26 protein-coding genes are annotated in these 25,946 nt (G+C 35.3%); 5 read left to right on the plus strand and 21 right to left on the minus strand.

What is annotated here, in order from left to right; all coding sequences use genetic code 11:
* Positions 1 to 175: 175 nt before the first annotated feature.
* The 15 genes from BKH41_RS08370 to BKH41_RS08440 all read right to left on the minus strand — a co-directional run bounded on the left by BKH41_RS08370 (position 176) and on the right by BKH41_RS08440 (position 13,717).
* Positions 176 to 1,090 (minus strand): lipid A biosynthesis lauroyl acyltransferase, encoded by a 915-nt coding sequence (locus tag BKH41_RS08370; protein WP_095298959.1) that lies wholly within the window; start codon positions 1,088 to 1,090, stop codon positions 176 to 178.
* Positions 1,087 to 2,097 (minus strand): lipopolysaccharide heptosyltransferase I, encoded by a 1,011-nt coding sequence (gene waaC, locus BKH41_RS08375; protein WP_095298961.1) that lies wholly within the window; start codon positions 2,095 to 2,097, stop codon positions 1,087 to 1,089. Before waaC ends, BKH41_RS08370 begins: the two co-directional genes overlap by 4 nt.
* Positions 2,094 to 3,572 carry a Ppx/GppA phosphatase family protein gene (locus BKH41_RS08380; protein ID WP_095298963.1) on the minus strand — a complete coding sequence of 493 codons (1,479 nt, stop codon included), beginning with the start codon at positions 3,570 to 3,572 and terminating at the stop codon, positions 2,094 to 2,096. The genes waaC and BKH41_RS08380 overlap by 4 nt, the downstream gene beginning before the upstream one ends.
* Complete coding sequence (locus BKH41_RS08385) at positions 3,572 to 3,823, minus strand: YfhL family 4Fe-4S dicluster ferredoxin (RefSeq protein ID WP_095298966.1); 252 nt, start codon at positions 3,821 to 3,823, stop codon at positions 3,572 to 3,574. Before BKH41_RS08385 ends, BKH41_RS08380 begins: the two co-directional genes overlap by 1 nt.
* Positions 3,824 to 3,891: 68 nt before the next feature.
* Positions 3,892 to 4,578: an indole-3-glycerol phosphate synthase gene (locus BKH41_RS08390; protein ID WP_095298968.1), complete on the minus strand. Its 687-nt coding sequence runs from the start codon at positions 4,576 to 4,578 to the stop codon at positions 3,892 to 3,894.
* Positions 4,578 to 5,873 carry an ATP-dependent nuclease subunit B gene (locus tag BKH41_RS08395; RefSeq protein WP_095298970.1) on the minus strand — a complete coding sequence of 432 codons (1,296 nt, stop codon included), beginning with the start codon at positions 5,871 to 5,873 and terminating at the stop codon, positions 4,578 to 4,580. Before BKH41_RS08395 ends, BKH41_RS08390 begins: the two co-directional genes overlap by 1 nt.
* Complete coding sequence (locus BKH41_RS08400) at positions 5,831 to 6,229, minus strand: YkgJ family cysteine cluster protein (protein WP_095298972.1); 399 nt, start codon at positions 6,227 to 6,229, stop codon at positions 5,831 to 5,833. Before BKH41_RS08400 ends, BKH41_RS08395 begins: the two co-directional genes overlap by 43 nt.
* A gap of 33 nt (positions 6,230 to 6,262) precedes the next feature.
* Positions 6,263 to 7,648, minus strand: coding sequence for a hypothetical protein (locus BKH41_RS08405; RefSeq protein WP_095298974.1), 1,386 nt, complete (start codon positions 7,646 to 7,648; stop codon positions 6,263 to 6,265).
* 96 nt (positions 7,649 to 7,744) lie between these two features.
* Positions 7,745 to 9,154 (minus strand): major outer membrane protein, encoded by a 1,410-nt coding sequence (locus tag BKH41_RS08410; protein ID WP_095298976.1) that lies wholly within the window; start codon positions 9,152 to 9,154, stop codon positions 7,745 to 7,747.
* A gap of 208 nt (positions 9,155 to 9,362) precedes the next feature.
* A complete protein-coding gene (locus tag BKH41_RS08415; protein WP_095298979.1) occupies positions 9,363 to 9,941 on the minus strand; it encodes a hypothetical protein in 579 nt (192 codons plus the stop codon).
* Complete coding sequence (locus tag BKH41_RS08420) at positions 9,925 to 10,473, minus strand: hypothetical protein (RefSeq protein WP_095298982.1); 549 nt, start codon at positions 10,471 to 10,473, stop codon at positions 9,925 to 9,927. The genes BKH41_RS08415 and BKH41_RS08420 overlap by 17 nt, the downstream gene beginning before the upstream one ends.
* Entirely contained in the window at positions 10,470 to 11,486 is a 1,017-nt protein-coding gene (locus BKH41_RS08425) for a hypothetical protein (RefSeq protein WP_180762791.1), read from the minus strand. Before BKH41_RS08425 ends, BKH41_RS08420 begins: the two co-directional genes overlap by 4 nt.
* Before the next feature lie 49 nt (positions 11,487 to 11,535).
* A complete protein-coding gene (locus BKH41_RS08430) occupies positions 11,536 to 12,162 on the minus strand; it encodes a lysophospholipid acyltransferase family protein (RefSeq protein ID WP_095298987.1) in 627 nt (208 codons plus the stop codon).
* Positions 12,159 to 13,463, minus strand: a complete 1,305-nt coding sequence (miaB, locus tag BKH41_RS08435; protein ID WP_095298989.1) for a tRNA (N6-isopentenyl adenosine(37)-C2)-methylthiotransferase MiaB — start codon at positions 13,461 to 13,463, stop codon at positions 12,159 to 12,161. Before miaB ends, BKH41_RS08430 begins: the two co-directional genes overlap by 4 nt.
* A gap of 11 nt (positions 13,464 to 13,474) precedes the next feature.
* The gene (locus BKH41_RS08440) at positions 13,475 to 13,717 is read right to left on the minus strand and encodes an HP0268 family nuclease (protein WP_095298991.1); all 243 of its coding nucleotides are present in this window, start codon (positions 13,715 to 13,717) and stop codon (positions 13,475 to 13,477) included.
* A 286-nt stretch (positions 13,718 to 14,003) separates the two neighbouring features.
* Here BKH41_RS08440 and nusA point away from each other — a divergent pair, with 286 nt between their 5' ends.
* The 4 genes from nusA (at position 14,004) to BKH41_RS08465 (ending at position 17,816) form a co-directional block, all read left to right on the plus strand.
* Complete coding sequence (nusA, locus tag BKH41_RS08445; protein ID WP_095298993.1) at positions 14,004 to 15,140, plus strand: transcription termination factor NusA; 1,137 nt, start codon at positions 14,004 to 14,006, stop codon at positions 15,138 to 15,140.
* Positions 15,141 to 16,329: 1,189 nt separating this feature from the next.
* The gene (locus BKH41_RS08455; protein ID WP_095298997.1) at positions 16,330 to 16,617 is read left to right on the plus strand and encodes a hypothetical protein; all 288 of its coding nucleotides are present in this window, start codon (positions 16,330 to 16,332) and stop codon (positions 16,615 to 16,617) included.
* Between the two features lie 134 nt (positions 16,618 to 16,751).
* Positions 16,752 to 16,934: a hypothetical protein gene (locus tag BKH41_RS08460; RefSeq protein ID WP_095298999.1), complete on the plus strand. Its 183-nt coding sequence runs from the start codon at positions 16,752 to 16,754 to the stop codon at positions 16,932 to 16,934.
* A gap of 222 nt (positions 16,935 to 17,156) precedes the next feature.
* Complete coding sequence (locus tag BKH41_RS08465; protein WP_095299001.1) at positions 17,157 to 17,816, plus strand: hypothetical protein; 660 nt, start codon at positions 17,157 to 17,159, stop codon at positions 17,814 to 17,816.
* 68 nt (positions 17,817 to 17,884) lie between these two features.
* On the opposite strand, the gene flgG is transcribed toward BKH41_RS08465, so the two are convergent.
* The 6 genes from flgG to BKH41_RS08490 form a co-directional block, all read right to left on the minus strand.
* The gene (gene flgG, locus BKH41_RS08470) at positions 17,885 to 18,673 is read right to left on the minus strand and encodes a flagellar basal-body rod protein FlgG (protein ID WP_095299003.1); all 789 of its coding nucleotides are present in this window, start codon (positions 18,671 to 18,673) and stop codon (positions 17,885 to 17,887) included.
* Positions 18,674 to 18,726: 53 nt separating this feature from the next.
* On the minus strand, positions 18,727 to 19,494 hold the full coding sequence (locus BKH41_RS08475) for an ABC transporter ATP-binding protein (RefSeq protein WP_095299005.1): 768 nt from the start codon (positions 19,492 to 19,494) through the stop codon (positions 18,727 to 18,729).
* A complete protein-coding gene (locus tag BKH41_RS08480) occupies positions 19,491 to 20,474 on the minus strand; it encodes an iron ABC transporter permease (protein ID WP_257875449.1) in 984 nt (327 codons plus the stop codon). Before BKH41_RS08480 ends, BKH41_RS08475 begins: the two co-directional genes overlap by 4 nt.
* 131 nt (positions 20,475 to 20,605) lie before the next feature.
* Entirely contained in the window at positions 20,606 to 20,746 is a 141-nt protein-coding gene (locus BKH41_RS09850; RefSeq protein WP_180762792.1) for a hypothetical protein, read from the minus strand.
* Between the two features lie 15 nt (positions 20,747 to 20,761).
* Entirely contained in the window at positions 20,762 to 23,539 is a 2,778-nt protein-coding gene (gene ileS, locus BKH41_RS08485) for an isoleucine--tRNA ligase (protein ID WP_095299007.1), read from the minus strand.
* A gap of 111 nt (positions 23,540 to 23,650) precedes the next feature.
* Positions 23,651 to 24,544: a pirin family protein gene (locus BKH41_RS08490; RefSeq protein WP_095299009.1), complete on the minus strand. Its 894-nt coding sequence runs from the start codon at positions 24,542 to 24,544 to the stop codon at positions 23,651 to 23,653.
* 133 nt (positions 24,545 to 24,677) lie between these two features.
* Between BKH41_RS08490 and arsB the strand changes: the two genes are divergently transcribed.
* A complete protein-coding gene (gene arsB, locus BKH41_RS08495; protein WP_095299012.1) occupies positions 24,678 to 25,937 on the plus strand; it encodes an arsenical efflux pump membrane protein ArsB in 1,260 nt (419 codons plus the stop codon).
* The last annotated feature ends 9 nt before the right edge of the window (positions 25,938 to 25,946 follow it).

Genomic DNA, 25,946 nt, shown 5'->3' on the forward strand with positions numbered 1-25,946 from the left:
TCTCTCTATTAGAAAATCCAAAAGAGGTAAAAATTAAAAATTAATCGGAGAGTTTTAAATGAGGCTCACCTGAATGGGATTGGAATATTACAGGCAAGTAGCTTAAGGTTTGCTGAAAGAGTTAGAACTTAGAAACAAAATAAATTTTGCCGATTTTATAATTCTCTTAATAAAATTAATGGCGATAAATTTCAGAATAAGCGCTTTTCCAACGTTTATGAAACCAAAACCAACTTGAAGGATTCTCTCTGATAGCAGCCTCTGTAACATTAGCTTGAATCTGTGTGGCCTCTTGAATATCTGCATCAGAATCTTTGCTCGTTTTTGTGCGAATGGGTGGATAGAATTTGATTTGAAACTTAGAATAATCCTCATTGAAGTCTATAAAAACTGGAACAATATCAATTTCAAATCTCCTCGAAAGGATTGAAGCGATCGTGGTATGAGTGGCTTTTTTCCCAAAAAAATTAACCCATATTCCTTCATCAGGCGAAATATTTTGATCAACAAGTATGCCTGCAAGCGTATTCCCTTTGCTATACATTTTTAGCAAATGCCTAAAAGCACCTTTTTTTTCTATGAGTTTAACCCCGCAAGCCTCCCTACGACTAATAATTAAACGATTAATCGCTTCATAATCTGTCAATCTTCCTAAAGACGCTAAATGATATGTGCTGTATTTATGAGGCAAAACTGTTGCCATTGCTTCCCAACACCCAAAGTGTGCCCCCATCAATATAGCGCTCCCATTATTTCTCAAAGAATCCCCTAAATAAGGTTCGTTTAAAAATTCAAATTTCTTTTCATACTTCTCTTTGGGAATATAAACAACACGAAAGCCTTCAAGCAAAATGAAAGCAAAATTTCTATAACAACGTTTAATAATCTCTTTTTTTTGACAATATTCCATATTCTGTCCATAAACAAAATCCAAATTTGCCATCGCGTCTTTAAAACGCCTTTTATCAAGTCCTCGCATTAATAAGGCTATCAGATCAACAAGGAATAAAAAAACTTTGTGGGGCATCTTAGACAAAAAAAAGCCGAAAAAATTCACACTCCACTCAAGCAATTTAGCAAAAAACTTCATAAAATTTCCCTTATGGCTTTTTCTATCATTTGCGGAGAAATCGAACAAATTGAAAAATCATTTTTATCATAATTTGCATTCAAATTACCGCTCAAAGAAATATTTCTACCTCCAGGCAATCTAAAACGATCAATAGGCGTATTACCATAAAGGGTAACAGAAGCCCTTTGCATTGCCCAAGCCAAGTGAGTCGTGCCGGTATCACCTCCCACTACCAAATCAACTCTAGCAACCAAAGCTTTCAATTCATCCAAATTCAATCTAGGGAGAATAATTGCATCGGCTAAACTACAAATTTGATTAAAAAGTTTTTGCGCTCTTTGATGGTGCTCATACCACAACAAGGCAATTTTTAAATTTAAATCTTGAAGCAAACTTACAAGTTTGGTATATTGCTCTATCGGATATGCCTTATTATCAATCGAAGCTTCTAAAACAAACAAAACAATCTTTTTTTCTTCATTCAAAAATAAATTATTTATTTTAGCCAATGCATTTGCCGAATAACCAAAAGCATTTTTTCTATCTTTTAAACACGTTTCAAATTCGACTTGATAGTCAAAAGCCCCATAAATTAGTTTTGCATTGCGTTCTAAAATATTATTTTGATAAGGAATGCCAAACTTCTGACTATAAAATAAAGAAGCAAATTTTTCACGGATAGAATTTTTATCGAAACCGACAAATTTATCTTTCTTGAGCATACTCCCAATGATGGCTGATTTGATAAGTCCTTGCAAATCAATGACAATATCATATCTTCCACACCCTTGCAAAGTTTTCCAAAGACCATAGATACAAAACACATTCTTAGATTTAAGTAACTTTTTAAAAGGCAATTTATGCAATACATCAATACAAGAGGAATGATCCAAAATATCTCCAAATGCTTCATCAACAAACCAATGAATTTCGAGATTGGGACAAACAGTTTTTAAGTAAGGTAAAAAAACCGCACTCACAATGATATCTCCCAAAGCTGAAAGACGGACAATTGCGGCTTTCAAAAAGTCTTCTCCCGAAAAAATTCTATTTGAAAATCTAAAGGTTTTACTAACCTCATCACAGCCTCTTCAGACAAATAAAGCTCACTGCAACTCTTTACTTTTAATTTGCCCTCTTCATAGCAATAACACAGATCTTTAGGCAAATTTGCAATACACATTGCTTCTGCCATCCCCAAAATAAAACTTAACCATTGTAAAGTCAAAATCGGGGGCATAATATCACTGATATGAGCGATTGAATTATCCTTTGGAATCTTTTTATTACTAAATTGTGCCAACAAACAAATAATTGCCTTGTCCTGATGTGAAAATCCATAATCTAGAGCATTTAATAAAAAATAAGCGCTATGCTCGTGAGAATCATAAAAGCTTAAAACCTTCCCGATACTTGAAAGCATCCCTGCAATCTCAAGATGAAACTTGTATTTCTCTTCAATTTTATGCAAAACCTTCAATGCATCAAAAATCTTCAGACATTCTCTTTTAACATTACTCCCGTGTTTTTTATGGATCAAAAATCTGTCTGTGAGCGAACTCAAAGAAGGATTAAAGCCTTTAGGAAAAGAATATTTTTGATTTCGAAGCAAATCGCTTAAAAACACTCCCTCTCTAACACCCACACCACTTGTGGTGATGATTTTAGCTCCAAATTTTTCCAGCAAAACAGAAAGTATCAAAGCCCCGCTTCGAATATTGTCTTTTCTATCTTCAGTAACCCCAAGACTTTCAAGCTTTTCTTCTTTGGTCATATAAATTTTTTCAATGAAGCGCAAATGGTCTCTTATATCCACTTCATACCCGTGCAACACATCAATAGGATAGCCCGTATTACGCATAATCATCTTTGAAATTGCTCGAATCGTTCCGCCGATACCAAAAACATTCAAATGGCGGTAAGTATTTGGAATTTTTTCAATTTCTTTTTTGATAAATTCTTTTGCAGACTTTAAATCTTCTTTTTTATCAAAAAAAAGCTCTTTCAAACGAATTGTTCCAATATTCAAAGATACCAGATCTGAAATCCTACCTTCTTTGATAAAGGCACACTCCGTACTCCCACCCCCTATATCAATAGTGATACCATCTTTTTTATGAGAAAGATTTGCACAAGCAATGCCCCCATAAAAAGCTTCTCTTTGTCCATCTATAACTTTTATTTGTATCCCACAAGCTCTTCTCACACGAGCTATAAAATCCTTTGCATTCGGAGCATCTCTGATTGCACTTGTAGCGACACATAAAATTTTTTTGCTACCATATTTTTGTGAGATTTGCTTGAATTCCTCTAAAGTTTTCAATGCTCTGTGCATAGGAATTTCTTGGAGAACTCCTCCAAACCCATAACTACCCTCTGAAATTCTGACTTTTGATTTTATCTCATATAAAAGATAAAATCCAAATCGACTCGTCTTCTGAAAAATGGCCATTCGAGCAGAATTGGAACCGATGTCAATAACGGTAGTTATTTTTGCCATCATTCCCCCTCTTGAAACTGCTCGTATTTATATTTTAATTCTTCAACACTTTCAACATTATCAGGATCGGGGATAATTGCATCAACAGGACAAACGCCCACACAACTTGGTTCATCATAATACCCGACGCATTCAGTGCATCTATCAGGATCGATCACATAAAACGGATCACCTTCTTCAATGGCCTCATTTGGGCACTCTTCTCTACAAGCATCACAAGCAATGCATTCATCATTTATCAATAAAGACATTTTTAACTCCGTAATATTCTAAATATTTCAAATCAAAAAATATCTTTTAACCAAAATATTCTTAACATTTATTTAATTTCATCACGAACTAAAAACATATCCACCCCATAAGAACTCTTTTTATTTAAATCAAAGTTTTCAAGAGGCAAATCGCAAAAAATAATTTTAGAATTTGGACAAAAACTGAGTAAATTTGAAAAATCTTGAGCAATATAAATCATTTCAGCTTTCACAAAAATCGCTGCTTTCAACTCTTTCAAAGATGTAATCTTAACAATAGCTAAAAGCCCGAGTCTGCGGGCAAAATCATACATAGAGCCCAAATCTTTACCCAAAAGTCCTGCTTCCAAAATAACCCCATCACTTCCATAAACGACTGATTCAAGCAATTGGTAAGGTTGGATAAAAATATCGCTGTGAATAATAAATTTTTCACTATAGCGCCGCAAATGAGCAAGGCAATCAAAAACTTCTATGGGCGGAGCACCCTGCTCATAGACAGAAGTAAAATCAAGTGCAATCGCTTTTGAATCGTATTTAAGTAAAAAAGAAAGTTTTTCATCAGAAAAAGGCGGACAAAACAACATTTTATCAGCAATATCTTGTTCTTTACTTCTTTTAAAATCACAAACCTGTGCCCTTGGCATATAAGGGTTATAGGCCAAGCTCCTGCCCAAAAAATCAAAAGACAGAAGCTTTTCTCTATCCTTAAGACTTTGTTTGAGATTTTCAAGACTTTTTGAGGTATAGGACATCATTGCTTGCAAGCATTGATAATTTGGAAATGGGATTCAAGTTCAGATTCAGTCTCCATCTCTTCTTTTGGAATCGTTGAAAAAATTTTTTTAGCTTCTGCACACTTACCCAATTTGTAATATCCCCACGCAAGAGAATCAACGTAAGAAATTGATCCGGGGTCAATTTCTAAAGCAACCTTGACATAATCAATCCCTTTTTTGATGTCTATACTATAATCAATAAGCATATAACCTAAAAAATTATAAAAAAATGCATCTTGATCATTTAAATTTTCTTTGTTATTTGAAATTTCTTTTTTTCGTTCCTTAATGGCGTATTCAAGCTTTTGGACAATTTTTTTAATTGTTTCTTTATTTGGCGTTTCCATAGCTTCATACAAATAAACAGCTTCTAAAGCCAAATATTTCGGATCCTTTTGCTGTTGATAAATCAATCCCGCCTGTTTGGCCGCTAGAGAAAATTCTTTTTGCACAATATACAAATCAAGCAAAAGATGTCCATTTAAAGGAAAAGTTTCGGCAATTTCTTGGGCTTGTTTATATTTTTTCTGCGATGCCAAAATCCAAATATAATATCTTCCATTTTGAACCGTTGGAGATTTTTGATAGATTTCTTTAAAAACCTCTTCTGCATCTTTCAAATCATTAAACTGCACAAAAGTATTCAAACTCTTCTGACACAGCTCCTCTGAACAGCCATATTTTCTAAGATGTGATTTTAAAAAATTTAACCCGCCGACTTTGTCATTCTTGGCCAAATAAATGGTTACAATTTTTTCCAAAGCCTCTTCATTATGCGTCGCATTATAAAATTTATCCAACAAACTAAAAGCCTTATCAAATTCCTTTTGACTCAAATAAAGTGTTCCCAACACATTATCCACAATCAAAGAATCTTCTTGCTTTTTGATTGCTTCAAGCAATGAAGTTGCTTTTTTAATCTCTCCCATTCGGATATAGCTATCAGCAAGAATTTTATTTGTAGGTAGATCTTTTGTATCCTTAGTGATTTTTTGATAAAGCAAAGCAAACTTCAAGGCGGTTTGAAAATCGCCCATATTCGCCGCAGAAACAGCTGCTTCTTTTGCATAATTGATATTATCAGTCTCTTTATACAATTTCAAATAACCATCTTTAGCAGTTGCAAAATCTCCTCGACTAAAAGCATCTGAACTGATCATTAAATCATTGTCTTCTGAGAAAGCATTTGCCTTCAATGCAATGCACAGAACCAAACCAAAACCTATTTTTAGGATATTTTTGAGCATTTTACACCTTTGCATAATTTGCATAAATTTTCTAATTCTTTGTTGGTAACATTATTTTTTTTATACCCTTCCCAAAATGGAAAATTTACGCATTGTTTAGGTCTAACCTCATAAATACAACATTTTTTAGTAATATCATCAAAAAAAACACACGCAACGCCATCAATGCTCTTTTTCTCCAAAAACGAAAATTTATACCCTACCTTTTTAACATATCTTTGTGTAAATTTATCAAATGAGATACCCAAAAAATCACTCACTTGCAATAATTCATCAATCGTGGCAAAAATATACCCGCTCTCGCCGGTACAACATTTTCCTCCACAATCCTCACATTCCTTCCCATCAAAACCAAAGTCAAAATCATTATTTTCAACCATCTTGCCTTTCCTTAATCAGGCAATTAGGATGAATCAAAAATCGTATTTAAGCGTCACCACAGTCCTGCCCATTAACATATCCCCAAGCATCTGTGAATAAACTACAGAACCGGTGAAATCTTTTGTAAAAGCATAGCTAATTTGTGGAGAGATTTCAACCAATTCGGAATTTGCTGTAACATTATCAGGTCTTGCTGGAATAACCGAACCTCTGTCGCTAGGATTATTTCTGATTCTTTTGGAACCTTTTTTCATATAAGGATAACGGTTGTTGCCCCCTATCCACACAGCATCAAAGCCGATTCCAATCCCATTGCCAAACTTATATTTATGCGTAAAATACACTACTTTTAAGCTTGTATTTTTTACCCCGCCTGCTCCAGTCCAGCCAAATCCCATCAAGCCCCCTGCAATGATACCATTCCACAATTGACCTCCCACATCAAAAGCGCCTTTACTATCAAGCATCGTGCCATATCCTTGACCAAAACTACCGATATAGCCCAATTTTCCTGTATAGCCTCCAGCCTTGAGATTAGCTTGGAGATTATAAATTCCCCTTGTTTTTGCATAGCCTCCATAAGGTTTTCCCTCCGGATCCAAACCTGCTAAATTAGAAAAATAAGTCGCTAAATTTGTCCCACCAGTATGAAACCTTGCATTATCACTCATTACAGTTCCAGCAATCTGACCAATAAGACCTATACTCCATCCATCAAACTGAAATTTATAATGAATGTCACCAAACATCATCATATCATAAAGTTGTTGTGCCCAGCTGTAATACAATTTAAAACCAAGATTTTTAATCTTGAAGTCTTTATCGCTCTCAACACCCAAAATAACCAAATTATTCCCGATACCATAAGTTAAGGCTTGATTCATTGCAAGCATAATATTATCAGTCATCCAGCTATCATAAGCAGAAGCATAAAAGCGAATCCCTTCAACATCTTTGTTTTCAATCATTCCCCCAATTCCTCTATCCCCGTAGGAAGTCCCAGCATTGAGAGCTGAAACGATATTCATCTGTCCAACCCTCACAGTTGTCTTTGTGGATTCAAAAGTCTTATTGATATAAAGATTGCTCACGTTAAAAACATCTGGAGCAGATTTATTATCAATCCTAGGTGCCCTACTGCCTCCAATCGAGTTGTCTGCAGTCACAGCATCAGGAACGCCCGGACCATAAGCTGCGAATAATCCCACAGTCAAACTATAGCCATTAAACTCTCCAGAATGGACATTGGGTAAAAAGAACATTTGATAACCCTGACCCGAACCATCCCTGCCATCGCTGTAAAAATATTTTCCCCTAAGCCACCCGTCTAAGGTTGCATTTTCTATTATATCCTTGAGCGAAGAAGCTTCTAACATAATAGACATACTTATTAAAACAATAAGTTTTAAAAACTTCATATCTGTCCTCCTGAGCTTTAGATTTTTAAAACATTGTCCATTATAAGAATATAAACTTAAAAATCTAACAAAATTTCTTGATTCATTTAGAAATCATTAAAAATTATATGTAAGTTGGATTCTTGTACGATTTAAAGATATATCTCCAAATATGTTGGCATAATAAATTTGAGCTGTAAATTTCTTTCCGATCTTATAAGCCACGCTCGGAGTGATTTCGAAAAAAGAAGCGTTCATTGTCTTTTTTTGATTGGGATAAGCCGGACTCCAACCTCTATAATTATAATTGGGATGATTTGAGCCTGCAATCAAGAGAGGGTAATTATTTTTACCGCTTACCCAAGCTGCATCCAAGGCAAAAACAAATGAATCCCATTTGTAATCCATTTCGGCATAAAGGGCATTGATATTTGTATTTTTAGTAGCCCCACCACCCAAGAAACCAAATCCATCAGCACCGTGTCCTTGAGAACCATTCCAAAGTTTTCCTGCTGTATTGAAACCCCCGACATTATCAAGTAAAGCCGCATAGCCCTGCGCAAAGCTTCCGGCAAACCCAAATTCAGCATAAAACCTATGCACTTCTATGCTTGCTTGAATATTATAAAGTCCTCTTGTGATAGCAAGTTCTTGTCGAGGACCTCCAGGAAGAGATTCTTGGGCAACCTTATCGGTAAAATACCCACTCAAAAAAAGACTTTTGCTTTCAAATTTAGCCGTCTTATTCACGCCTGTAGCAGCAAATTGACCCATAATCTTTAAAAAAGTATGTTCTCCCAATCCATATTTATAAGCCACTTCTCCAAATACCATATAATCAATCAAATGATACGCCCATAAATCATAAAGCTTGAAATCCAATTGATGCAAAGCATTATCATCTAAAGTATAATTTCCTGAAATTCCTGCTATAAAAAGATCATTCCCAATTCCTGCACCCTTTTTATTTGTGTCGCCAGGAAGCTTGCTTGCTTGTGCAGCAATATAAATATCATCTGTCATCCAAGTATCATAACCAGAAAAAAATAGTCGCAACCCCCGAATATCAAAATTCTCAATCGAACCGCCGATTCCCCTATCCACACTTTTATCAGTAAATGGGGTGATTAAATTCATTTGACCGACCTTTATGCTCGTCTTTGTGGCTGAAAAATTTTTATTAATAAATAAATTGCTAATATTAAAAACATCTGAACCGCTAAGGATTCTAGTGGCACGACTTCCTTGAATGTCATTATCTGTATTGCTTCCTTTATCAGGTGTTCCTGAACCTTGTGAGAAAAATATCCCTCCAGTCAAAGAGTAGCCATTAATTTCCCCTGAGGTCAAATCTGCTTTTATACGAAATTGAAACCTGCTACCTGCTCCATCTTTGCCACCATTGGTAGTAAAACGTCCAAAAGTAAAACCGCTCAACGAAGTTTTTTCAAGTGCTTCCTTTAAAGAACCTGCTTGAGCAATTCCAAATACAAAAATCAAAAATACCCCTAAAAATTTGTATTTCATTTTCTGTCCTTTGAAAGCTTAACTTAAAGATTCGTCGATATCTATAACGATAAAATTCAATCGAACCTCATCATTTATGCAATAATACTATGTAAAATCACCTTCAATATTTCTGAATTTTATTTGCTGTTTTGTTGCTAATTTGTATTAGAATGGAGTTGGATATTAAAAGATAAAATAATTTTTACTAAAAATCAAGAATAAGCTCTTATGCTTCCAATTCAGAATGATAGTTACTTTTCTCTACATCTATATAAAATTCTAAAATCAACTTATCGGTATTTGAAGATTTTTTAATGGTAATAGGCAATAAAACCTTGATACTCATCGGCGCATTTTGAAGATCGGTGAAAAAATTATTCAATACTTGCATATCCTGTATTTCTCCGCGCACAAAATACACATCTTTTTCAAATTGATTTTGTAAATCTTCTTGGGTTGATTTTTTGACAACTGTAACATCTTTAAAATATTTGCTCAAACCATTTTTTAATCTGCTGATACCAAACTCGTATGCCATCACATCTAAAAATTTCTGATTTGAACTTTTAGTTTTCTTGAGCAATTCTAAATTTTTATTGAACTCTTTTTGCACTTGCAAAAAAACAACTTGGATCTTTTTCTCTTCTAAATGTTGCTCTTTATAAGCCTCTATCATAGGCCATAAAAAATAATTAATAGAAGTGCCAATAATAATGCAAAAAAGAACAAAAAAAATCAAATTTCGTATGACAAGTTCGGCATCGACATCAACGTAGAAAAAATTTTTATTATTGCTGATCTTCATTTGATTCTTCCTTGGGCAAGTCTATGATTGAAGAGACGGATTGACTAATTGAGACAAAATGATACCAACCATTTGAGAGGGCAAAAAAACTTACCATACTCTTACCAAAAATAGCTTTTAACGGATCTTGAAGCAAAAATTTAAAAACTTCTTTGGAGGGCGTAGATCCGCTAATCTTTAAAAAATCATTACCCACCTCAATATAATCGATCGTGATTTGATCTGGAACGATATTAAACAAGTTTTTGATCGCATCGCGAACAATCAAATTATGAACCTGCCTATTTTTTAACAAATCCGTCTCCGATAAAATTCGACCTTGATATGCCTGAAGCTTGGAAATTTTATCCTGATAAGAGGTCTGCTTGGATTGATACTCATCAATCCGTTTATGGGATAAAGCAATTTGAGTTTTTAAAATGAGTAAAAATCCAAAAATAATCACCAAAGAGATGAAGATATAAAAAATCCATATTTTTGTAATTTTAGCTACAATATATTTTGGACGAGGCTTTAAAAAACTTAATTTCATAGCTTGCCCTTTTCAAACTCAATCTTTGAGAGCATACATAACTCATCAACAATAGAAATCGGAACTTTATGCATCTCAATCATCAAATTTTCTCCAAGATAATGCAACGCTCCATCAGACATTCCATAAGCATCTAAAACGATAATTTTTTCAATGAATTTACTCTCATAAAGCTCATTGGAATAAAATTCTCTGAGTGAGTTTTGAACCATATTAAAAACAACTGAAACCTTGACGATATCATCAATCTTTTGCTTTGCTTGATCTTCTTGATTGTCGCTCAAAAGCCTTTCATTCAGCTCATCGATAAACAAATCAGAATCCCCCAAATCCTCTAATTCATCAATATCATCATCTAAATCATCATCGCGACTATCAAGAAAAGAATCAGTGAAAATATCATCGGTAATCCCTGAAACTTGAGCATTTTCACTCACATCATCAGTTTCCCCCTCAACGATAAAATACCCTCCAAAATAAATACCCTCCAAATCAGCAATCAACAAAGAGATACTACTTCTTTCTTGGAGGATATACAAAGTGGTTTTAGATTCCATCTGGTCTTTTATTTTATGATAAATGACAATAAAAGGAGAAAACAAATAATCCAATCCTTTGATTTTCGAAAATTTTTCGACATTTTCCTCAATCGCAGAATTTTTAATATAAATTTTCCAATTTTCAAAGTTTAAAATATTCGATTCTTTTGCATTGACACCATATTTTAAAAAATCTTCTTTGCCAACTTTTTTAAAAACACCTTGGTTGTAGCTTTTAGACATTGTGCTCAAATAAGTGAAAGGATATTTTTTCTGATAAGTTCTAATAATCTTGATAGCATCCATAGGCATTTCACTATTGATCGTTTTATATTCTTTGGCAAAACTTTCCAAAATCTCTTCACCCTTAATACGCAAGATCTTTAAAGAACATACCTTGCCATCAAGATTCACGCCGATAAAAACGCTCGAGTATAAAGGTCTTATCAGTCCAGAAAAACCAAAAATATTCATCATATGCCCGCTATTTTTAAAATAATTTTATCAAAAACTAATAGATTTCTCATAAAGAATGCTCCATATGCCTGCAAACAAATTTCTTAGCCTCTGCCATATCCATATCTTTAGGAATAAAAAATGGATCTAACATATAATAATCTATTTTAGAAAAAGGCTTAGGAATTTGAAACTTATCCCAAGTATTCAGCTGATAATAACGGCTTGGAAGCACTCTACACACACTGATACCCACACCTGTTTTTTGAGCCATAGCAACCACTCCATCAGCAATATGATGATATGGACCCTTTGGACCATCAGGAGTAATCCCCATATCCCCTCCATTTCTAAGATGCCTAAAAGACTCTACAAGCACGCGCGTTCCACCCTTGTTGGTAGATCCTCTGATGGTTTGAAAACCAAAATAACTATAAAGCTTCACCATCAACTCGCCATCAAAATGATTGCTTGAAATCACGCAAATTTTAGGCTTGTCTTTGAGCTTGATATAAGCAAAAGGCAACATCAAAAATTCCCCGTGCCAAAAACTTGCAATAAAATTAGTCTGTTTTAAATGAGCCGATAAATGAAACCTATTGCGACAACTCCAATACAACAACCACAAAATTGCCCAAACAAGACGAGGAAGCAAAGCTAAGATTATTTTTTGTTTCCACGTCTTTGCATTCATTTTACAAATCGCCCTATCAAACTGCCACCATCATTTTGGCTGATTTGAATATCTAATATATCCCCGATTTTTAAAATCTCTCCAGGAATTTTAATCAATTTTCCATTATCGCTTCGTCCCTCAGAAAAACATTGTTCACCCGTCTTTACATTTTCAATCAAAACCTTATGAAAACTGCCTATTTCCTCTTTGGCTTTATGACGCAAAATCTCTTTGTGTCTGCTTTGAAGTGTAGCAAGCCTGTTTGAAGCTATCTCTTGCGATACTTTTCCCTCTTCTCCCCATCCATAAGATTCAGTATGAGGACGTGGCGAGTATATAAAACTATAAAGCGTATCAAACTCCACTTGCTCAAGAACATCGATCGTATGCTTAAAATCCTCTTCACTCTCTCCAGGAAATCCCACGATAATATCTGTTCCTATCCCTACATTCGGGATAAGAGATTTGAGTTTAAGCGCGCGGTTGAGATACCATTCTTTGCTATAGCCCCTACGCATTGATTTTAAAATCTTTGTCGAACCACTTTGTAGAGGCATATGGATAGATTTACACACTTTAGGATTAGAAGCAAATTCCTCTAAAAATTCATCGTCCATATGTAAAGGATGGGGAGAAGTAAATCGAATTCTCTCTATCCCATCAATCTGACTTATTTCTCTAAGCAAGCCCGCAAAATTGATTCTGGGATGGGGGGTAGAAAACCTGACTCCGTAATTATTTACATTTTGCCCCAAAAGCATCAACTCTTTCACACCACTATTAGCAAGCTTTTTAGCCTCAGATAAAATCAAATCCAAAGGAATGGAAATTTCCTTGCCCCTAGTATGGGGGACAATGCAATAAGCGCACTTCTTATCACAACCTATGGAAATGTTTAATAATGCTTTAATACCCGTACTTCTAGCGATATCAAAAACATATGTGCTATCATCATAATCAATCGCTATCTCCACAGCTTTATCTTTGTGGATAATCTCAGAGATTTTTGAAATATTTCTAGCCCCTAAAACAAAATTTACACTCGGGGCTTTTTTGATGATTTCTTCGCCCATATGGCTGGCTGTGCAACCACAGATTCCAATCTTAGCATCAGGTTTTTTAATCCTTGCAAACTGACCGATCTCTGAAAAAAGCTTGCGCTCAGGCTTTTCTCTGACACTACAAGTATTAATAAGGATTAAATCCGCCTCTTTAGCATCATCAGTAGAAGCATAGCCCTGTTTTTTAAGCTCGCCGATCATATGCTCGCTATCGCGCATATTCATCGCACAACCAAGCGTTTCTATATAAAGCTTCATACCAAACCTACTCAAATGATATGCAACTCATAAATATAGTCTTTTTCATCTAAGCTGATTTTAATCTCAGATAAATAGGCTTTTCGTCCTTTATTTTCAAAAAAGCTCACCGCCTTTAAAAGATCTTTATGATTAGTGGAACGATCAAAATAAAACACCTGATCGTGATCGGATTTTAATTTTTCAGCCAATTTTTCCAAGCTGATTTTTTGTGCCTTTTGCTCAAGATTTGTTTTAGCAAGCGTTAATTCCATTAATAACCCCTTTTAAAATATTAACATTAAAATTTTAGCCAGATTTGGCTTATAAAAAGTTTGGATATTTTTTATCTTAAAAAACCAATTTTTAAAATCCTATTTCACGCCCAAATTAACATTTAATCCAATGATAATTCCAATCAATAAGCAAATTCTTCGACTCTTAAATCTCAGAACTTGCCAAAACTATGTAAAAATTGATATAATAAAGCCTTGTTTAGACTCCCTGCCTGCTTCAAACATTCAAAATCAAGCAAATTTCGGGACAATCAAAAGGACACAGATGGAAAAAATATTGGACATAATAGAACTGATTGCTTATGAAAAAGATCTTCAAGTTTCAGTGGTATCCCAAGTCGTTAAAGATGCCATTATCAAAATGGCAAAAAAAGAAATTGATGAAAATATCGACTATACTGTCGAAGAAGATCCCAAAGAAAGAACTTTTAAGCTTATCCACACAATCCGAGTCTGCGAAGAAAATGACCCTAAAATTGAGGAAGACTCCACAAATTTCATCTCAATTTCAAAGGCAAAGACAATGGATCCCGACCTTAAGGCAGGAGATGAAATCAAATACGAACTAAGCTTGGAAGATATGAGCAGAAACGCAGTCAATCTGCTTTTTAAAGATCTTGAGTTCAATATCCAACGCACAATCGAAAACCAATTGTTTGAAAAATTCAAATCTATAGTGGGCAAAATCATCACTGGCGTTGTCATCAGAGTCGATGAATCTCAAAACACGTATATTGAAATTGATGAAATCCGTGCCGTATTGCCAGTCAAAAATCGCATTAAAGGCGAAAAATTTGTCGTGGGTGATACTGTTTCTTCCATTCTGAAACACGTAGGAATCAATAAAAATGGCATCTGTTTAGAGCTTTCGCGCACGACGCCAAAAATGCTTGAAGAGCTTCTCGCGCTTGAAGTTCCTGAAATCAAAGATGGGGAAGTAGTCATTGCCAAAAGTGCAAGAATCCCAGGCGATCGCGCAAAAATTGCCCTTTATTCCAATAATCCCAAAATCGATCCCATCGGAGCAAGCGTCGGGGTCAAAGGCGTTCGAATCAATGCAGTAAGCAAAGAACTCAACGGAGAGAATATTGATTGTATCGAGTATTCTGAAGTACCTGAAATCTTTATCTCTAAAGCTTTAGCTCCTGCAAATATCATCAGTATCAAAATCCAACCTTCTGAAGATGAAAATACCCCGCCAAAAGCGATTATAAATATTATGAGTGATCAAAAAAGCAAAGCTATCGGCAAAAATGGTATCAACATTCGTTTGGCCTCAATGCTTACGGGGTATGACATTGAATTGATTGAAATGGCGTCAGAAAAAGATTCACAAGATGCGCAAGACAAAACCCTTTCAAAAGTCGGTATCGATGCGCTTGAATCACTCTTTAAGCAATAGCATTGCACCATTATTTTATAATTTATCAACGCTCAAGCAATGATAAATAAGTGTTATTTCAACAGCTTAAGAATTCATTTTAAATTTTAACCAATGGAAGATTTTGGAGATTTTATGGTAACTCCAAGCTTTCTTCATAAAAAATCTTTTATGAAATCGATTTAGAAGCTGCCATCGAAAATAACGATTGTAAAGCTTTCAAATATTTTATTTTGTTTTTAGAGCAGAAAATTTATTCAAAAATATCGAATCAAAAAAGAAAATCGAAGACGACCTAAAAGCTTTGATTTATGGAGTCGATCATCAAGATTCAATTTTTGAAAAAATCAGCAGTTGCATTTATACTAAAATGAGGACATTTCACTCGAAAAAGTAAAAACTCTAAGCAATAATATAATATAAATATTGGCACATCTTATAAATCTTATTGACTTTTTTTGTTAAATAATTTATAATATGCAAACTAAACTTTTGATGGAAGCTCGGGATGGTATTAAAATTAAGGTAATCTTTTGAGAGATTGCATCCCATTCTCATTTTTTCGAGTTGGTTTTTTTGTTTTTTCATATCAGGGGTGGGAATAAAAAAGGAGATTATAAAATGAACTTAAATATTATTTTTGCAATCATTGCAATTTTTGTCACGGTATTTCGAGAAGAGATCAGAAAATTCTTAAATCTCAAGCCTAAATAATCGTCGTTTGCTTTATCTCGATTAAAGCCTCTCGCATTTGGTGGAATTGTCTCTGTTTGGCAAACAGGATCGTTTTCTTTAATTTCTGCATCTATAGTTTCTGTCTCGACCTTTTGAGACATATTATTTTAAGGCTTCGGAGCGAAAATCCCATTATCCCTTATGCTTTTAGATATAAAAAGCTCCACCAAGATTGCAATCAGCCGAACTTCCTTGCCAACAAGGTTATATTTATTCACTTAGTCCTATCAAATTGGGCATTGTAAAAATTTAATAAAACAAGTCAATTCACAAATAAAAAACTTAATCAATCATCTCGCTGACACTTTCAACGATAGAATTCTTTTACACCTTTCAGACATCTTTTACGTCCCGCAGAAGACTTTTATCGTCTAAAAAACTTTAAATGATGCTCAATCAAACACAAGCAAGTAAAATCAAATCATCAAATATGTTACAATTTACAAAGATAAAACTTTATACAAAGAGGGATAAAATGAATCTTGCAATGAAAGACACACAACCTGTCAGACAATACACTTATGATGAAATTCTTGAAGCTGCAGAAAGTGGTGAAGGTGTCAGGGTTAGATTACTCAAAGAAGGATATAATGCTATTTATTATGATGAGACAATATCTGATAAATACAACCTCTTACTGCAGCCTGATGGGAAATGTTACTTTTTAGATCCTAATAGCAAATCAATGAAAAATGAAATCTTAAGGGAATTAACCCCTGAAGAATATGCTAAGCTCGATTTGGTTAAAGGGAGAGATTATTGAATCCTTATCTGATTATCATTACAGGCACAAACGGTGTAGGTAAATCCACTTTTGGGTCAAATCTTCAAAAGATTTGGGAATCCCTTTTATTGATCTTGATCTAGATAACGATAAAATTAAATTTAGGTTTTTAGATGAAAATTTCAGATCTAAAGTATGAGAATCTTTTTTCAAAACAACGGATTGAAAGCTATCGGAATGTTGAAGAACATAACGAAAATTTGCAACTTATTGCTTCAATTACAAAAGATTTGGCTATTATTGAATTAGTATTTAGAAACAAAGTCAACAAGATTTATGGTAGAAGAATATCATAATGATTGGATTAGAATCTTAAGAAGTAAATTAAAATATCAGGCTAATGTATCAAATAATTTAAGTTTGGAATATTTTCATATAATCAAATAGAAAAAGAATTAAACAAACAAAAGAATCTGACAGTTTCTCATGGGAAACTTGTTTCAAGAATAATGTTTGGATTTTGGATAAACATACTTTTTATATTATAGACCAAAAAATTGCACCAGCATGAAGGTAAGATGTTTTATCAATTCCACGCCTCCTTTAATACCCCACAATATTTCCTAGACCCCATTGAATTTAAAAAAAGACTCAAAAGCAAAGAAATTTATCATCTCAAACAAGATCTCAAACTCAATCAAAAAGAATACGAAAATCTTTTAAAACGCACCAAACAAAATGAAAATGATTTTATCGCATACGATCACGAATTTTTCCGCTTGGCTTTTCGAGGTATCGCTAGCGATACAAACGAACGCACATCCATCTTCAGCCTTTTGCCCAAAAATATCGGATGCGGTAGTAGTGTTTGGAGTTCCATACCCAAACACTATATACCTTTGGGAGACTCCATCAGTATAGAGCGCGTTTCTTATCTGCGGTTACTTTTTGCTTTGGGCATCTTCAATTCTTTGGTAATGGATTTTTTAGTGCGTCAGATGGTGCAAATCAATGATGTTTTTTCTGAATTAAGCAATATGTTTGAAATCCAAAAAGAACATATCCCGCCCACGCCCAAGCTTTATGATCAACTCAAAGCGCAAAACGATATTGCCATTGCCAAGCTTTATGGGATTTCTTATAAAGAATTTTGCCATCTGCTAAAATCTTTTCAAGTCCTCACAAATAAAAAACCCCAATACATCGCTTTAATAATATCTCCACAACTATGGGAATAAGCCTGCAATGAGGCAAATCCCTTGCAAGTGTTAGTAATGATTTTTAAAATGAGATTCTAAAGTGCATGTTATCGCTTGAGATTATTCACGGTTTGAAGCATTGAATCAGCTGTCTGAATGGATTTGGAATTCGCTTCATAAGCGCGCTGTCCCGTGATTAAATCCGTCATTTCTTCAACCAATCTCACATTGCTCAACTCTAAAAATCCCTGTCGAAGCTGTCCTAATCCCTCATTACCTGCCACGCCTACGATAGGATCGCCTGAAGCATTGGTATTGATATAAAGATTATCCCCCAATCCGTGCAATCCTGCAGGATTGATAAAATTAGCAATCTCAATCTGACCAAGCACATTACTCAACCCTTGGTTTCCTTGCACGACACTCACAGTGCCATCAGTTCCTATATTAATCTGTGTGGCGTCCTGCGGGATTGTAATTTGAGGCAAAACTAGATAGCCCTCACTTGTAACGATATTTCCTTGATCATCAAGTTTAAAATTCCCGCTTCGGGTATAAGCAGTGGTTCCATCAGGAAGTTGGATTTGAAAAAAACCTTTTCCGGTGATGGCAATATCTAAATTATTTTCCGTTTCTTTGGGACTGCCTTGCGAAAACGTCTTATTAACAGCTCCAGGACGCACCCCCAACCCTACTTCTATGCCCGTAGGAGAAAGAGTTGTCTCACTAGTAGCCGTTCCAGCGTATTGAAGCACTTGATAAAACAAATCGTTAAACTCCGCTCTTTGTTTCTTGTATCCTGTCGTATTAACATTGGCAATATTGTTGGAAGTGGTATCAATTTGAAGCTGTTGCCCCAACATTCCTGTTGTAGCTGTGTATAACGAACGCATCATAGCAAAGTCCTTCTAAAATATATCTCTTTTTCAAAAGCAAAAAAAATACCAAATTAAAAAGCACGGATAAAAGGGCGTTCTTTGATAAGATTCACCTCAACATCTATCCCATAAAGAGCACTTAAATTTTCTTCATTCATCACATCATTCACACGCCCGTTGCAAAAATTCTTTCCGTCTTTAAACATATAAACCTCATCGGCATAAGCACTTACAAGATTGGGATCGTGGATATTGATAAGAACTGAAAGAGATTTTTTTTTGACCTGAATTTTTAGCTGCCTAAAAAGTAAGGCCTGATTTTTGATATCTAAATGCGAAGTGGGCTCATCGAGCAAAAGAAGTGGGCAATCTTGGAACAAAGCTCGACCAAGCAATACCATTTGACGCTGTCCCCCACTAAGCTCATTAATGCCACGATTTTTTAAATGGGCTACACCGATTTCCTCCATCAATGCCATCGCTCTTTTTTCATCATCAACCTTAGGAGAACCAAACAAATTGATTTTAGGAGTCAAACCCATCATTATGATATCAGGCACGCTGTAATTAAAAGGACTTACCCACTCTTGAGGGACATAAGAAACATAAGTGGCTCTTAGTGGTGGGGATAGTTTAAGAATATTTTTCTCTTTAACAAAAACACTGCCCTCATAAGGCTTAAGTATCCCTAAAATATTATGAAACAGCGTCGTTTTACCTGTTCCATTCGGCGCTAAAACCGCAGTGATACTCCCTTGTTTTGAAGCCAAAAAAATATTTTGCAAAATCTTATTTTTGCCATAATCAAAGCTTAAGTTCTTGATTTCCAAAACATTCATCTGTTATTCCATTTATTTGCAAACTGATTCAACAAAAAGATAAAAAACGGAGCTCCCAAAAGTGCTGTAATGATCCCCACTGGAAGATCATAAGAGGTTAGTGTCCTAGCTATGGTATCAGCCCCAAGCAATATCAAAGCCCCCAATGCCACAGACCCACCAATCAACCCACGCATATCCGAACCAAAAATCACTCGTGCCAAATGGGGGACAACAAGCCCTACCCAGCCAATCGTTCCGCTCACACTCACAGCCAATGCACACGCAAAACTAATACAAGCAATGCATATAAATCTCATTTTTGTTGGAGAAATTCCCAAAGACATACATTCGCTATCACTCAAGCCCAATACATTAATCTTCCAACGCAACAAAAATAACGGGATAAAGCCCACAACAAATCCCAATAAAGCAATCCTTACATTTTCCCAACTTGCAAGCGAAAGACTGCCTAAAAGCCAAATAACTATGGCTTGAGCCTTTTGAGGATCGACAAAAAACTTTATCGACCCACTCAGTGCATTCAAAAATGCCGAAAGTACAACACCTGAAAGCACTAAAGAAACACTCGATCCCCCAGCAAATCTACCAATAACAATCACTAAAAAAGAAGCGCCTATTGCCCCACCAAAAGCCAAAATCCCTACAGGAAAACTCTCAAGAAAACCGATTGAAAGCGCACTTCCAAAAGCAGCCCCAGAAGAAATACCCAACAAATAAGGATCAACCAAAGGATTCTTAAAAATCCCCTGCATTACAGCCCCTGAACCTGCTAAAACCCCTCCGACAATAATGGCTAAAATAATTCTTGGAAGACGGATCTCATAAACAATAACCCCATCACTACTTAAAGGTGTTCCATTTACAATATGTTCGTAAATATTGCCGATTACATCGCTCCATTCTACGCTACTTGCACCCATAAACAAAACCAAACTAGCCAGCAAGACTACAGAGAAATAAACGATCACTTTTTTCACAAACACTCTTTACATACTCGTTTTAATCGCGAGAGAAAGAATTTGTTCCCTGCTCTTCGCATTTTTATATAATAATCGTATCTATAAATTATTAATAATAGAATTTTAATAATACCAAATTTAAAAATAAATTATTTTTTTGACTTTATTCTTAAAATATAAAAGCCTATAAATGCGATAAGACAAACGATAGCAATTGTACTAAAAACCTCAGCATAACCAAAAGGTTTGCTCAAATCAAAAACCTTCAATCCTAAAACCTCAAATCCCATTTGACCCAAACCTCCCTATCCCTCAAGAACCTCTTGACATCTGTGACAAAGCTGATTTTCACAATCACAAACATACCGCCAACAGCGAGGACATCTGTGTTTATCAGTTTTGAAAATAATAAAATTTTTCTCTGAATGGTGCGTTTTAAAAGTAGCGATTATTTTTTCTTGGGGCACCAAAGCAGAGTCGGTAATCTCACTCACAATCAACCATTGATCAAGATTTTGAAAACTCTCATTTTCTACCCCAACACCAAGCTCCAAAGAAGATTTAATGATTTTTTCTTTTTTCAAAGTGTCCATTGCCTCACCAAATCCGGCACGAATCTCTAAAAGCTCATCAAAATCAATACTCAAACTTAAATCAAACTTTTTTTCTAAATCAATTTTTTGGAGATCAAAAACATCTTTCGCATCGCCTTTTATTAAAGCAGGAGCAAATTCAAGAGCCTCATCAACGCTATAAGTCAAAATCGGCGCTAAAAGATGCAATAAATTCTGTACAATTGCTGCCATTGAGCTTTGATGAGCAAGGCGGGATAAAGAGTCTTTTTTATCGCAATAAAGGCTATCTTTGCACAAATCCAGATAAATCCCGCTGAGTTCGTTTGTCAAAAACCCCATTAAGATACTCAATCCTTTTACAAAATCATATTCTCCAAAAAGCGTATTTACCTGCGAAAAAATCTCATCGGCTTTTTTGAGAATCCAACGATCAATTTCGCCTAAATCTCTATAAGATACAAACGCCTCCAAATCATTCGTATTAGCAAGCAAAAATCGGATTGTATTGCGTATCTTGCGATATTGTTCGCTGATTTGTTTAAAAAAATTCGCCGATACACTTAAATCGCTTTGATAGTCATTCATTCCAACCCAAAGCCTTAAGATATCACTCCCATATTCTTTCAAGATAAAATCCAAACTGATAACATTCCCTTTGGATTTACTCATTTTCTCGCCCTTTTCATCAACTGTGAAGCCGTGAGTAACGATGGATTTAAAAGGAGCTTTTCCATTTAAAATACAACTTAAAAGCAAAGAACTTTGAAACCAACCTCTATGTTGATCACTCCCTTCCAAATAAACATCTGCAGGATAATCCCCGCCATCATATTTACCCGAATTTTTTCCGGTTTTTAATACAGCACTCCAAGTGCTACCGCTATCAAACCATACATCTAAAATATGCTTGCCTTTTTCAAGATCTTTAGCTTTGTGCGCCCAAGACGCAGGAAGCAATTCTGTAATGCTCTTCTCCCACCAAGCATCGCAACCTTCTTTTTCAAAAATACCCGCTAAATGCTCCAATACTTCATCTTCAAGGATACTTTCGCCAGTTGCCTTATCTCTAAAAAAAGCAATCGGAACGCCCCAATCTCTTTGCCTTGAAATGCACCAATCAGGACGATTCTCAACCATTGTTCCAATCCTGTTTTTACCGCTTTGGGGATAGAAGGTTGTTTTTTCAATTGCCTCTAATGCGATTTGCCTCAACGTCTTCTTGTCCCTAAAAGGTTTATCCATTAAAATAAACCATTGTGTCGTCGCGCGATAAATCACAGGTTCGTGCGATCGCCAACAATGTGGGTAAGAATGGATAATTTTACTATGCTTTAAGAGTGACTCGCCCAACATCTCAATGATTTTTTGCTGGGCTTTAAAAACGTGCTTACCTAAAAATTCTTGAGGCAAAAGTTTTTCTTTCACAATCACTTCATTAAAACACCCTTTATCATCCACAGGCATTATAATAGGAAGATTATATTTCAATCCCGCATAATAGTCTTCTTCCCCGTGTGCAGGGGCATTATGAACCGCTCCACTGCCATCGCTCAAACTCACGTGATCGCTTAAAATAATCAAAGAATCCCTACCATTAAGAGGATTTTTAGCATAAAGTTTTTCAAGCTCATCAGAAATAAACTCTTTAATGATAGTCCCATCAATAATCTTTTGCTCAAAAAGCTTCTGATGCAATTCTTTAGCCACAATAAAACCATTTTGAGTCAAAACGTATTTTACATTTGGCTTTAATGCAATGCCCGCATTTGCAGGTAATGTCCAAGGAGTTGTTGTCCAAATAACAATCGATCCCTTTTTAATTCCAAGTTTTGAAGCCGAATCATCTTTTAAATCAAATGCCACATAAACCGAATCAGACTCTTTATCGTGATATTCTACCTCCGCATCTGCCAATGCAGTCTCACAAGCCCAACTCCAATAAATAGGCTTACTCCGCTCAACCAAGAGTCCTGCTTTAGCAACTTCGCACAAAACTCTGTAAATATCACCCTCAAAACCAAAATCCATCGTTTTGTAAGGATTGTCAAAATCACCTAAAACCCCTAATTGCAAAAACTCTTTTTTTTGAATCTCAATAAATTCACGCGCGTGCTCTCTGCAAAGTTCGCGGATTTTCTGCTTCGGCAAAGAATCTTTTTTTTCTTTGCCAAGCTTTTTTTCTACTTGCTGCTCAATAGGAAGTCCGTGGCAATCCCATCCGGGTGTATAACGAACGCTACGTCCTTGAAAATAATGGTATTTAACGATGATATCTTTGAGGATTTTATTCAGCGCGTGCCCGATATGAAGATGTCCGTTGGCATAAGGAGGACCATCGTGAAGATTAAAGGTTTTAGAGTGTGCTTGCTCTTTTTCACGGCTTTGCTTCATTCTTTCATAAACTTTATTTTTTTGCCATTTCTCATACCTGCTTGGCTCATTGAGCGGGAGATTTCCCCGCATAGGAAAATCGGTTTGAGGTAAGATAAGCGTATCTTTATAATCCATCAGGGATCCTTCATCATAAAATTCGGCTACATTGTATAAAAAACGGGCTGAAAAATTGATTTAATCCCCCACTTATAATTTCTAATCTATGTCTAAAATCAAAAAAATTTCTCAAAAACTCCAAGTCCCGAATTTTCCTTCTTCATAATCAATAAATGCTTGATGAATATCTTCTTGCGTACTCATCACAAAAGGACCTCTTGCAAAGACTTCTTGTTCTAAAGGTTTTCCGCTTAAAACGCAAGCACAAAAATCCTCGCTCAATGACTCCAATTCTATCACCCCCTCCATATTTTCAAATAAAATAAATTCTCTTTCTTGATAAACCTTTTGTGCATTGATTTTTACCTCGCCTTTAATTACAAGAATCCCCGTATTATAATCTGTAGGCTCTGAAAGAAAAACAGAGGCATTCTTTTTAAGAAAAATATTATAAAGATTGATAGGAGAAAAAGTTTGGGCTTTTGAACGGGCTAAAATCTCACCTTTTTCATTCTTAAACTCTCCAGCAATCACACGAACAGAAACTTTTTCCGTATCATAAAATCCGATTTCATTTTTTCCTAAAGTCTGATATTTCGGGTTTGTCATTTTTTGATTTTGGGGCAAATCCACCCATAATTGAATCGCGTGAAAAATCCCACCTTGTTTAGAAAAACCTCGCTCGTGATATTCTTTATGCAATATTCCCTTGCCTGCAGTCATCCATTGAACCTCACCCTCTTGAATAACGCCGTGATTACCACTATTATCGTGATGCTCCACCTTCCCATCATAAACAATTGTAACGGTTTCAAATCCCCTATGAGGGTGAGCACCTACGCCTCTAGGATTTTGAGTCGGCGAAAAATAAAACGGAGTATTGTAATCAAGCAATAAAAAAGGAGAAAATCTTTTGAATAAATTTTTTCCACTCGGAAAATACTGGCTGACTCTAAAACCATCTCCAACCATATGATGAGGAGGACCCATAAAACTAAGCTCAATGTTTCGATATGTTTGCATTATTTCATTCCTGATTGTTCAATCTTGCCCTATTATAAGACCCAAAAACAATTCAATTGCAAATAAAAGATATGTCTTTTATTTGCTTGTATGGTAAAATCAATGCCCAAATAAAATCATTAGGATATCGTGTTTGCTTCTCTCTGCAACTATATTTTTTCTCACACTAACTGGAATTATTTTCAGACCCTTAGGCATTGGATTTGGCAGTATTGCTATTTTTGGTGCGATTTTTTCATTAATTTTTGGTACGGTTGATTTGAACGATATTTATTCAATTTTTCACATTGTATGGAATGCAACTTTTACACTCATAGGGCTGATTATTCTATCTTTAACACTAGATACCATCGGATTTTTTGAATGTATCGCGCTATGGATTGCTAAAAACAGCTCTTCTAATCCTATGAGATTATTTGTGTTTATTCTACTTTTTGGTGCAATTCTTTCAGGAATTTTTGCCAATGATGGTGCTGTTTTAATCCTCACTCCGATTGTATTTGCCTTGATGCAATATTTTCAAGCTAAAAATACACTTTTAATCGCCTTTCTGCTTGGAATCGGATTTATTTCAGATACTGCCTCAAGCCCTTTGGTTACCTCCAACCTGACTAATATCCTCACAGCAGGATTTTTTAAAATCAGTTTTACAGATTATGCAAAAACGATGTTTATTCCCAATCTTATCGCCATCATCACTTCAATTTTAGTCCTTTGTGCATATTTTTACAAAACGCTTCAAACGCCATTTGAACTTGCCCCGCTTCCTTCTCCAAAAAATGTTTTAAAATCTGTAGGGCTATTTGTATTTTCTTGGATATTTTTAGGTCTTTTGTTTATAGGTTTGATTTTAGGGGATGCTTATCATCTACCTGCAAGTCTTTTTGTCCTTGGCGGAGCACTTATCTTTCTTTTTATTAGCAAAAAATACGGCGGCATTCAAGCAATAAAAATATTAAAAAATGCCCCTTGGCAAGTCGTGGGTTTAAGCGTGGGGATGTATGTGGTGGTTTATGGACTCAAAAATGCTGGTATCACGCATTATTTGAGTGAAATTTCACTCTATTTGCAATCTCAAGGAAACTTGATTGCAAATCTAGGCGTGGGGTTGATTGCAGCAGCATTCTCCTCATTAATGAACAATATGCCTGCAAACCTCATTCAAAATATTGCCCTCAAAGATGCTGGCTTAAATCATCTAGCATATAGCAATATTATCGGATCTAATCTAGGAACAAAATTTACTCCGATAGGCTCACTTGCAACATTATTATGGCTATATGTTCTAAACAAAAAGGGGATAAAAATCTCGTGGTTACAATACTGCAAAACAGGTCTTATCATTACCCCGCCCGTACTTTTTGCAACTCTGCTTGCGAAAGTTTATCTATAAATCTTAAAA

Origin of the sequence: Helicobacter sp. 12S02232-10, from assembly GCF_002272895.1 — a bacterium.
Taxonomy (GTDB): Bacteria; Campylobacterota; Campylobacteria; order Campylobacterales; family Helicobacteraceae; genus Helicobacter_J.

Excerpts from the sequence above, each read along its gene's own strand:
- BKH41_RS09850 (WP_180762792.1), bottom strand. The coding sequence starts at position 20,746 with ATGGGATTTGAGGTTTTAGGATTGAAGGTTTTTGATTTGAGCAAACCT.
- BKH41_RS08390 (WP_095298968.1), bottom strand. The coding sequence starts at position 4,578 with ATGTCCTATACCTCAAAAAGTCTTGAAAATCTCAAACAAAGTCTTAAG.
- BKH41_RS08455 (WP_095298997.1), top strand. The coding sequence starts at position 16,330 with ATGAATCTTGCAATGAAAGACACACAACCTGTCAGACAATACACTTAT.
- BKH41_RS08460 (WP_095298999.1), top strand. The coding sequence starts at position 16,752 with ATGAAAATTTCAGATCTAAAGTATGAGAATCTTTTTTCAAAACAACGG.
- BKH41_RS08430 (WP_095298987.1), bottom strand. The coding sequence starts at position 12,162 with ATGAATGCAAAGACGTGGAAACAAAAAATAATCTTAGCTTTGCTTCCT.
- BKH41_RS08385 (WP_095298966.1), bottom strand. The coding sequence starts at position 3,823 with ATGTCTTTATTGATAAATGATGAATGCATTGCTTGTGATGCTTGTAGA.
- BKH41_RS08415 (WP_095298979.1), bottom strand. The coding sequence starts at position 9,941 with ATGAAGATCAGCAATAATAAAAATTTTTTCTACGTTGATGTCGATGCC.
- BKH41_RS08490 (WP_095299009.1), bottom strand. The coding sequence starts at position 24,544 with ATGCAAACATATCGAAACATTGAGCTTAGTTTTATGGGTCCTCCTCAT.
- ileS (WP_095299007.1), bottom strand. The coding sequence starts at position 23,539 with ATGGATTATAAAGATACGCTTATCTTACCTCAAACCGATTTTCCTATG.
- miaB (WP_095298989.1), bottom strand. The coding sequence starts at position 13,463 with ATGAAGCTTTATATAGAAACGCTTGGTTGTGCGATGAATATGCGCGAT.
- BKH41_RS08400 (WP_095298972.1), bottom strand. The coding sequence starts at position 6,229 with ATGGTTGAAAATAATGATTTTGACTTTGGTTTTGATGGGAAGGAATGT.
- BKH41_RS08395 (WP_095298970.1), bottom strand. The coding sequence starts at position 5,873 with ATGCAAATTATGCAAAGGTGTAAAATGCTCAAAAATATCCTAAAAATA.
- BKH41_RS08465 (WP_095299001.1), top strand. The coding sequence starts at position 17,157 with ATGTTTTATCAATTCCACGCCTCCTTTAATACCCCACAATATTTCCTA.
- BKH41_RS08380 (WP_095298963.1), bottom strand. The coding sequence starts at position 3,572 with ATGGCAAAAATAACTACCGTTATTGACATCGGTTCCAATTCTGCTCGA.
- BKH41_RS08410 (WP_095298976.1), bottom strand. The coding sequence starts at position 9,154 with ATGAAATACAAATTTTTAGGGGTATTTTTGATTTTTGTATTTGGAATT.
- nusA (WP_095298993.1), top strand. The coding sequence starts at position 14,004 with ATGGAAAAAATATTGGACATAATAGAACTGATTGCTTATGAAAAAGAT.
- BKH41_RS08420 (WP_095298982.1), bottom strand. The coding sequence starts at position 10,473 with ATGAAATTAAGTTTTTTAAAGCCTCGTCCAAAATATATTGTAGCTAAA.
- flgG (WP_095299003.1), bottom strand. The coding sequence starts at position 18,673 with ATGATGCGTTCGTTATACACAGCTACAACAGGAATGTTGGGGCAACAG.
- BKH41_RS08425 (WP_180762791.1), bottom strand. The coding sequence starts at position 11,486 with ATGAATATTTTTGGTTTTTCTGGACTGATAAGACCTTTATACTCGAGC.
- BKH41_RS08475 (WP_095299005.1), bottom strand. The coding sequence starts at position 19,494 with ATGAATGTTTTGGAAATCAAGAACTTAAGCTTTGATTATGGCAAAAAT.
- BKH41_RS08370 (WP_095298959.1), bottom strand. The coding sequence starts at position 1,090 with ATGAAGTTTTTTGCTAAATTGCTTGAGTGGAGTGTGAATTTTTTCGGC.
- BKH41_RS08440 (WP_095298991.1), bottom strand. The coding sequence starts at position 13,717 with ATGGAATTAACGCTTGCTAAAACAAATCTTGAGCAAAAGGCACAAAAA.
- BKH41_RS08405 (WP_095298974.1), bottom strand. The coding sequence starts at position 7,648 with ATGAAGTTTTTAAAACTTATTGTTTTAATAAGTATGTCTATTATGTTA.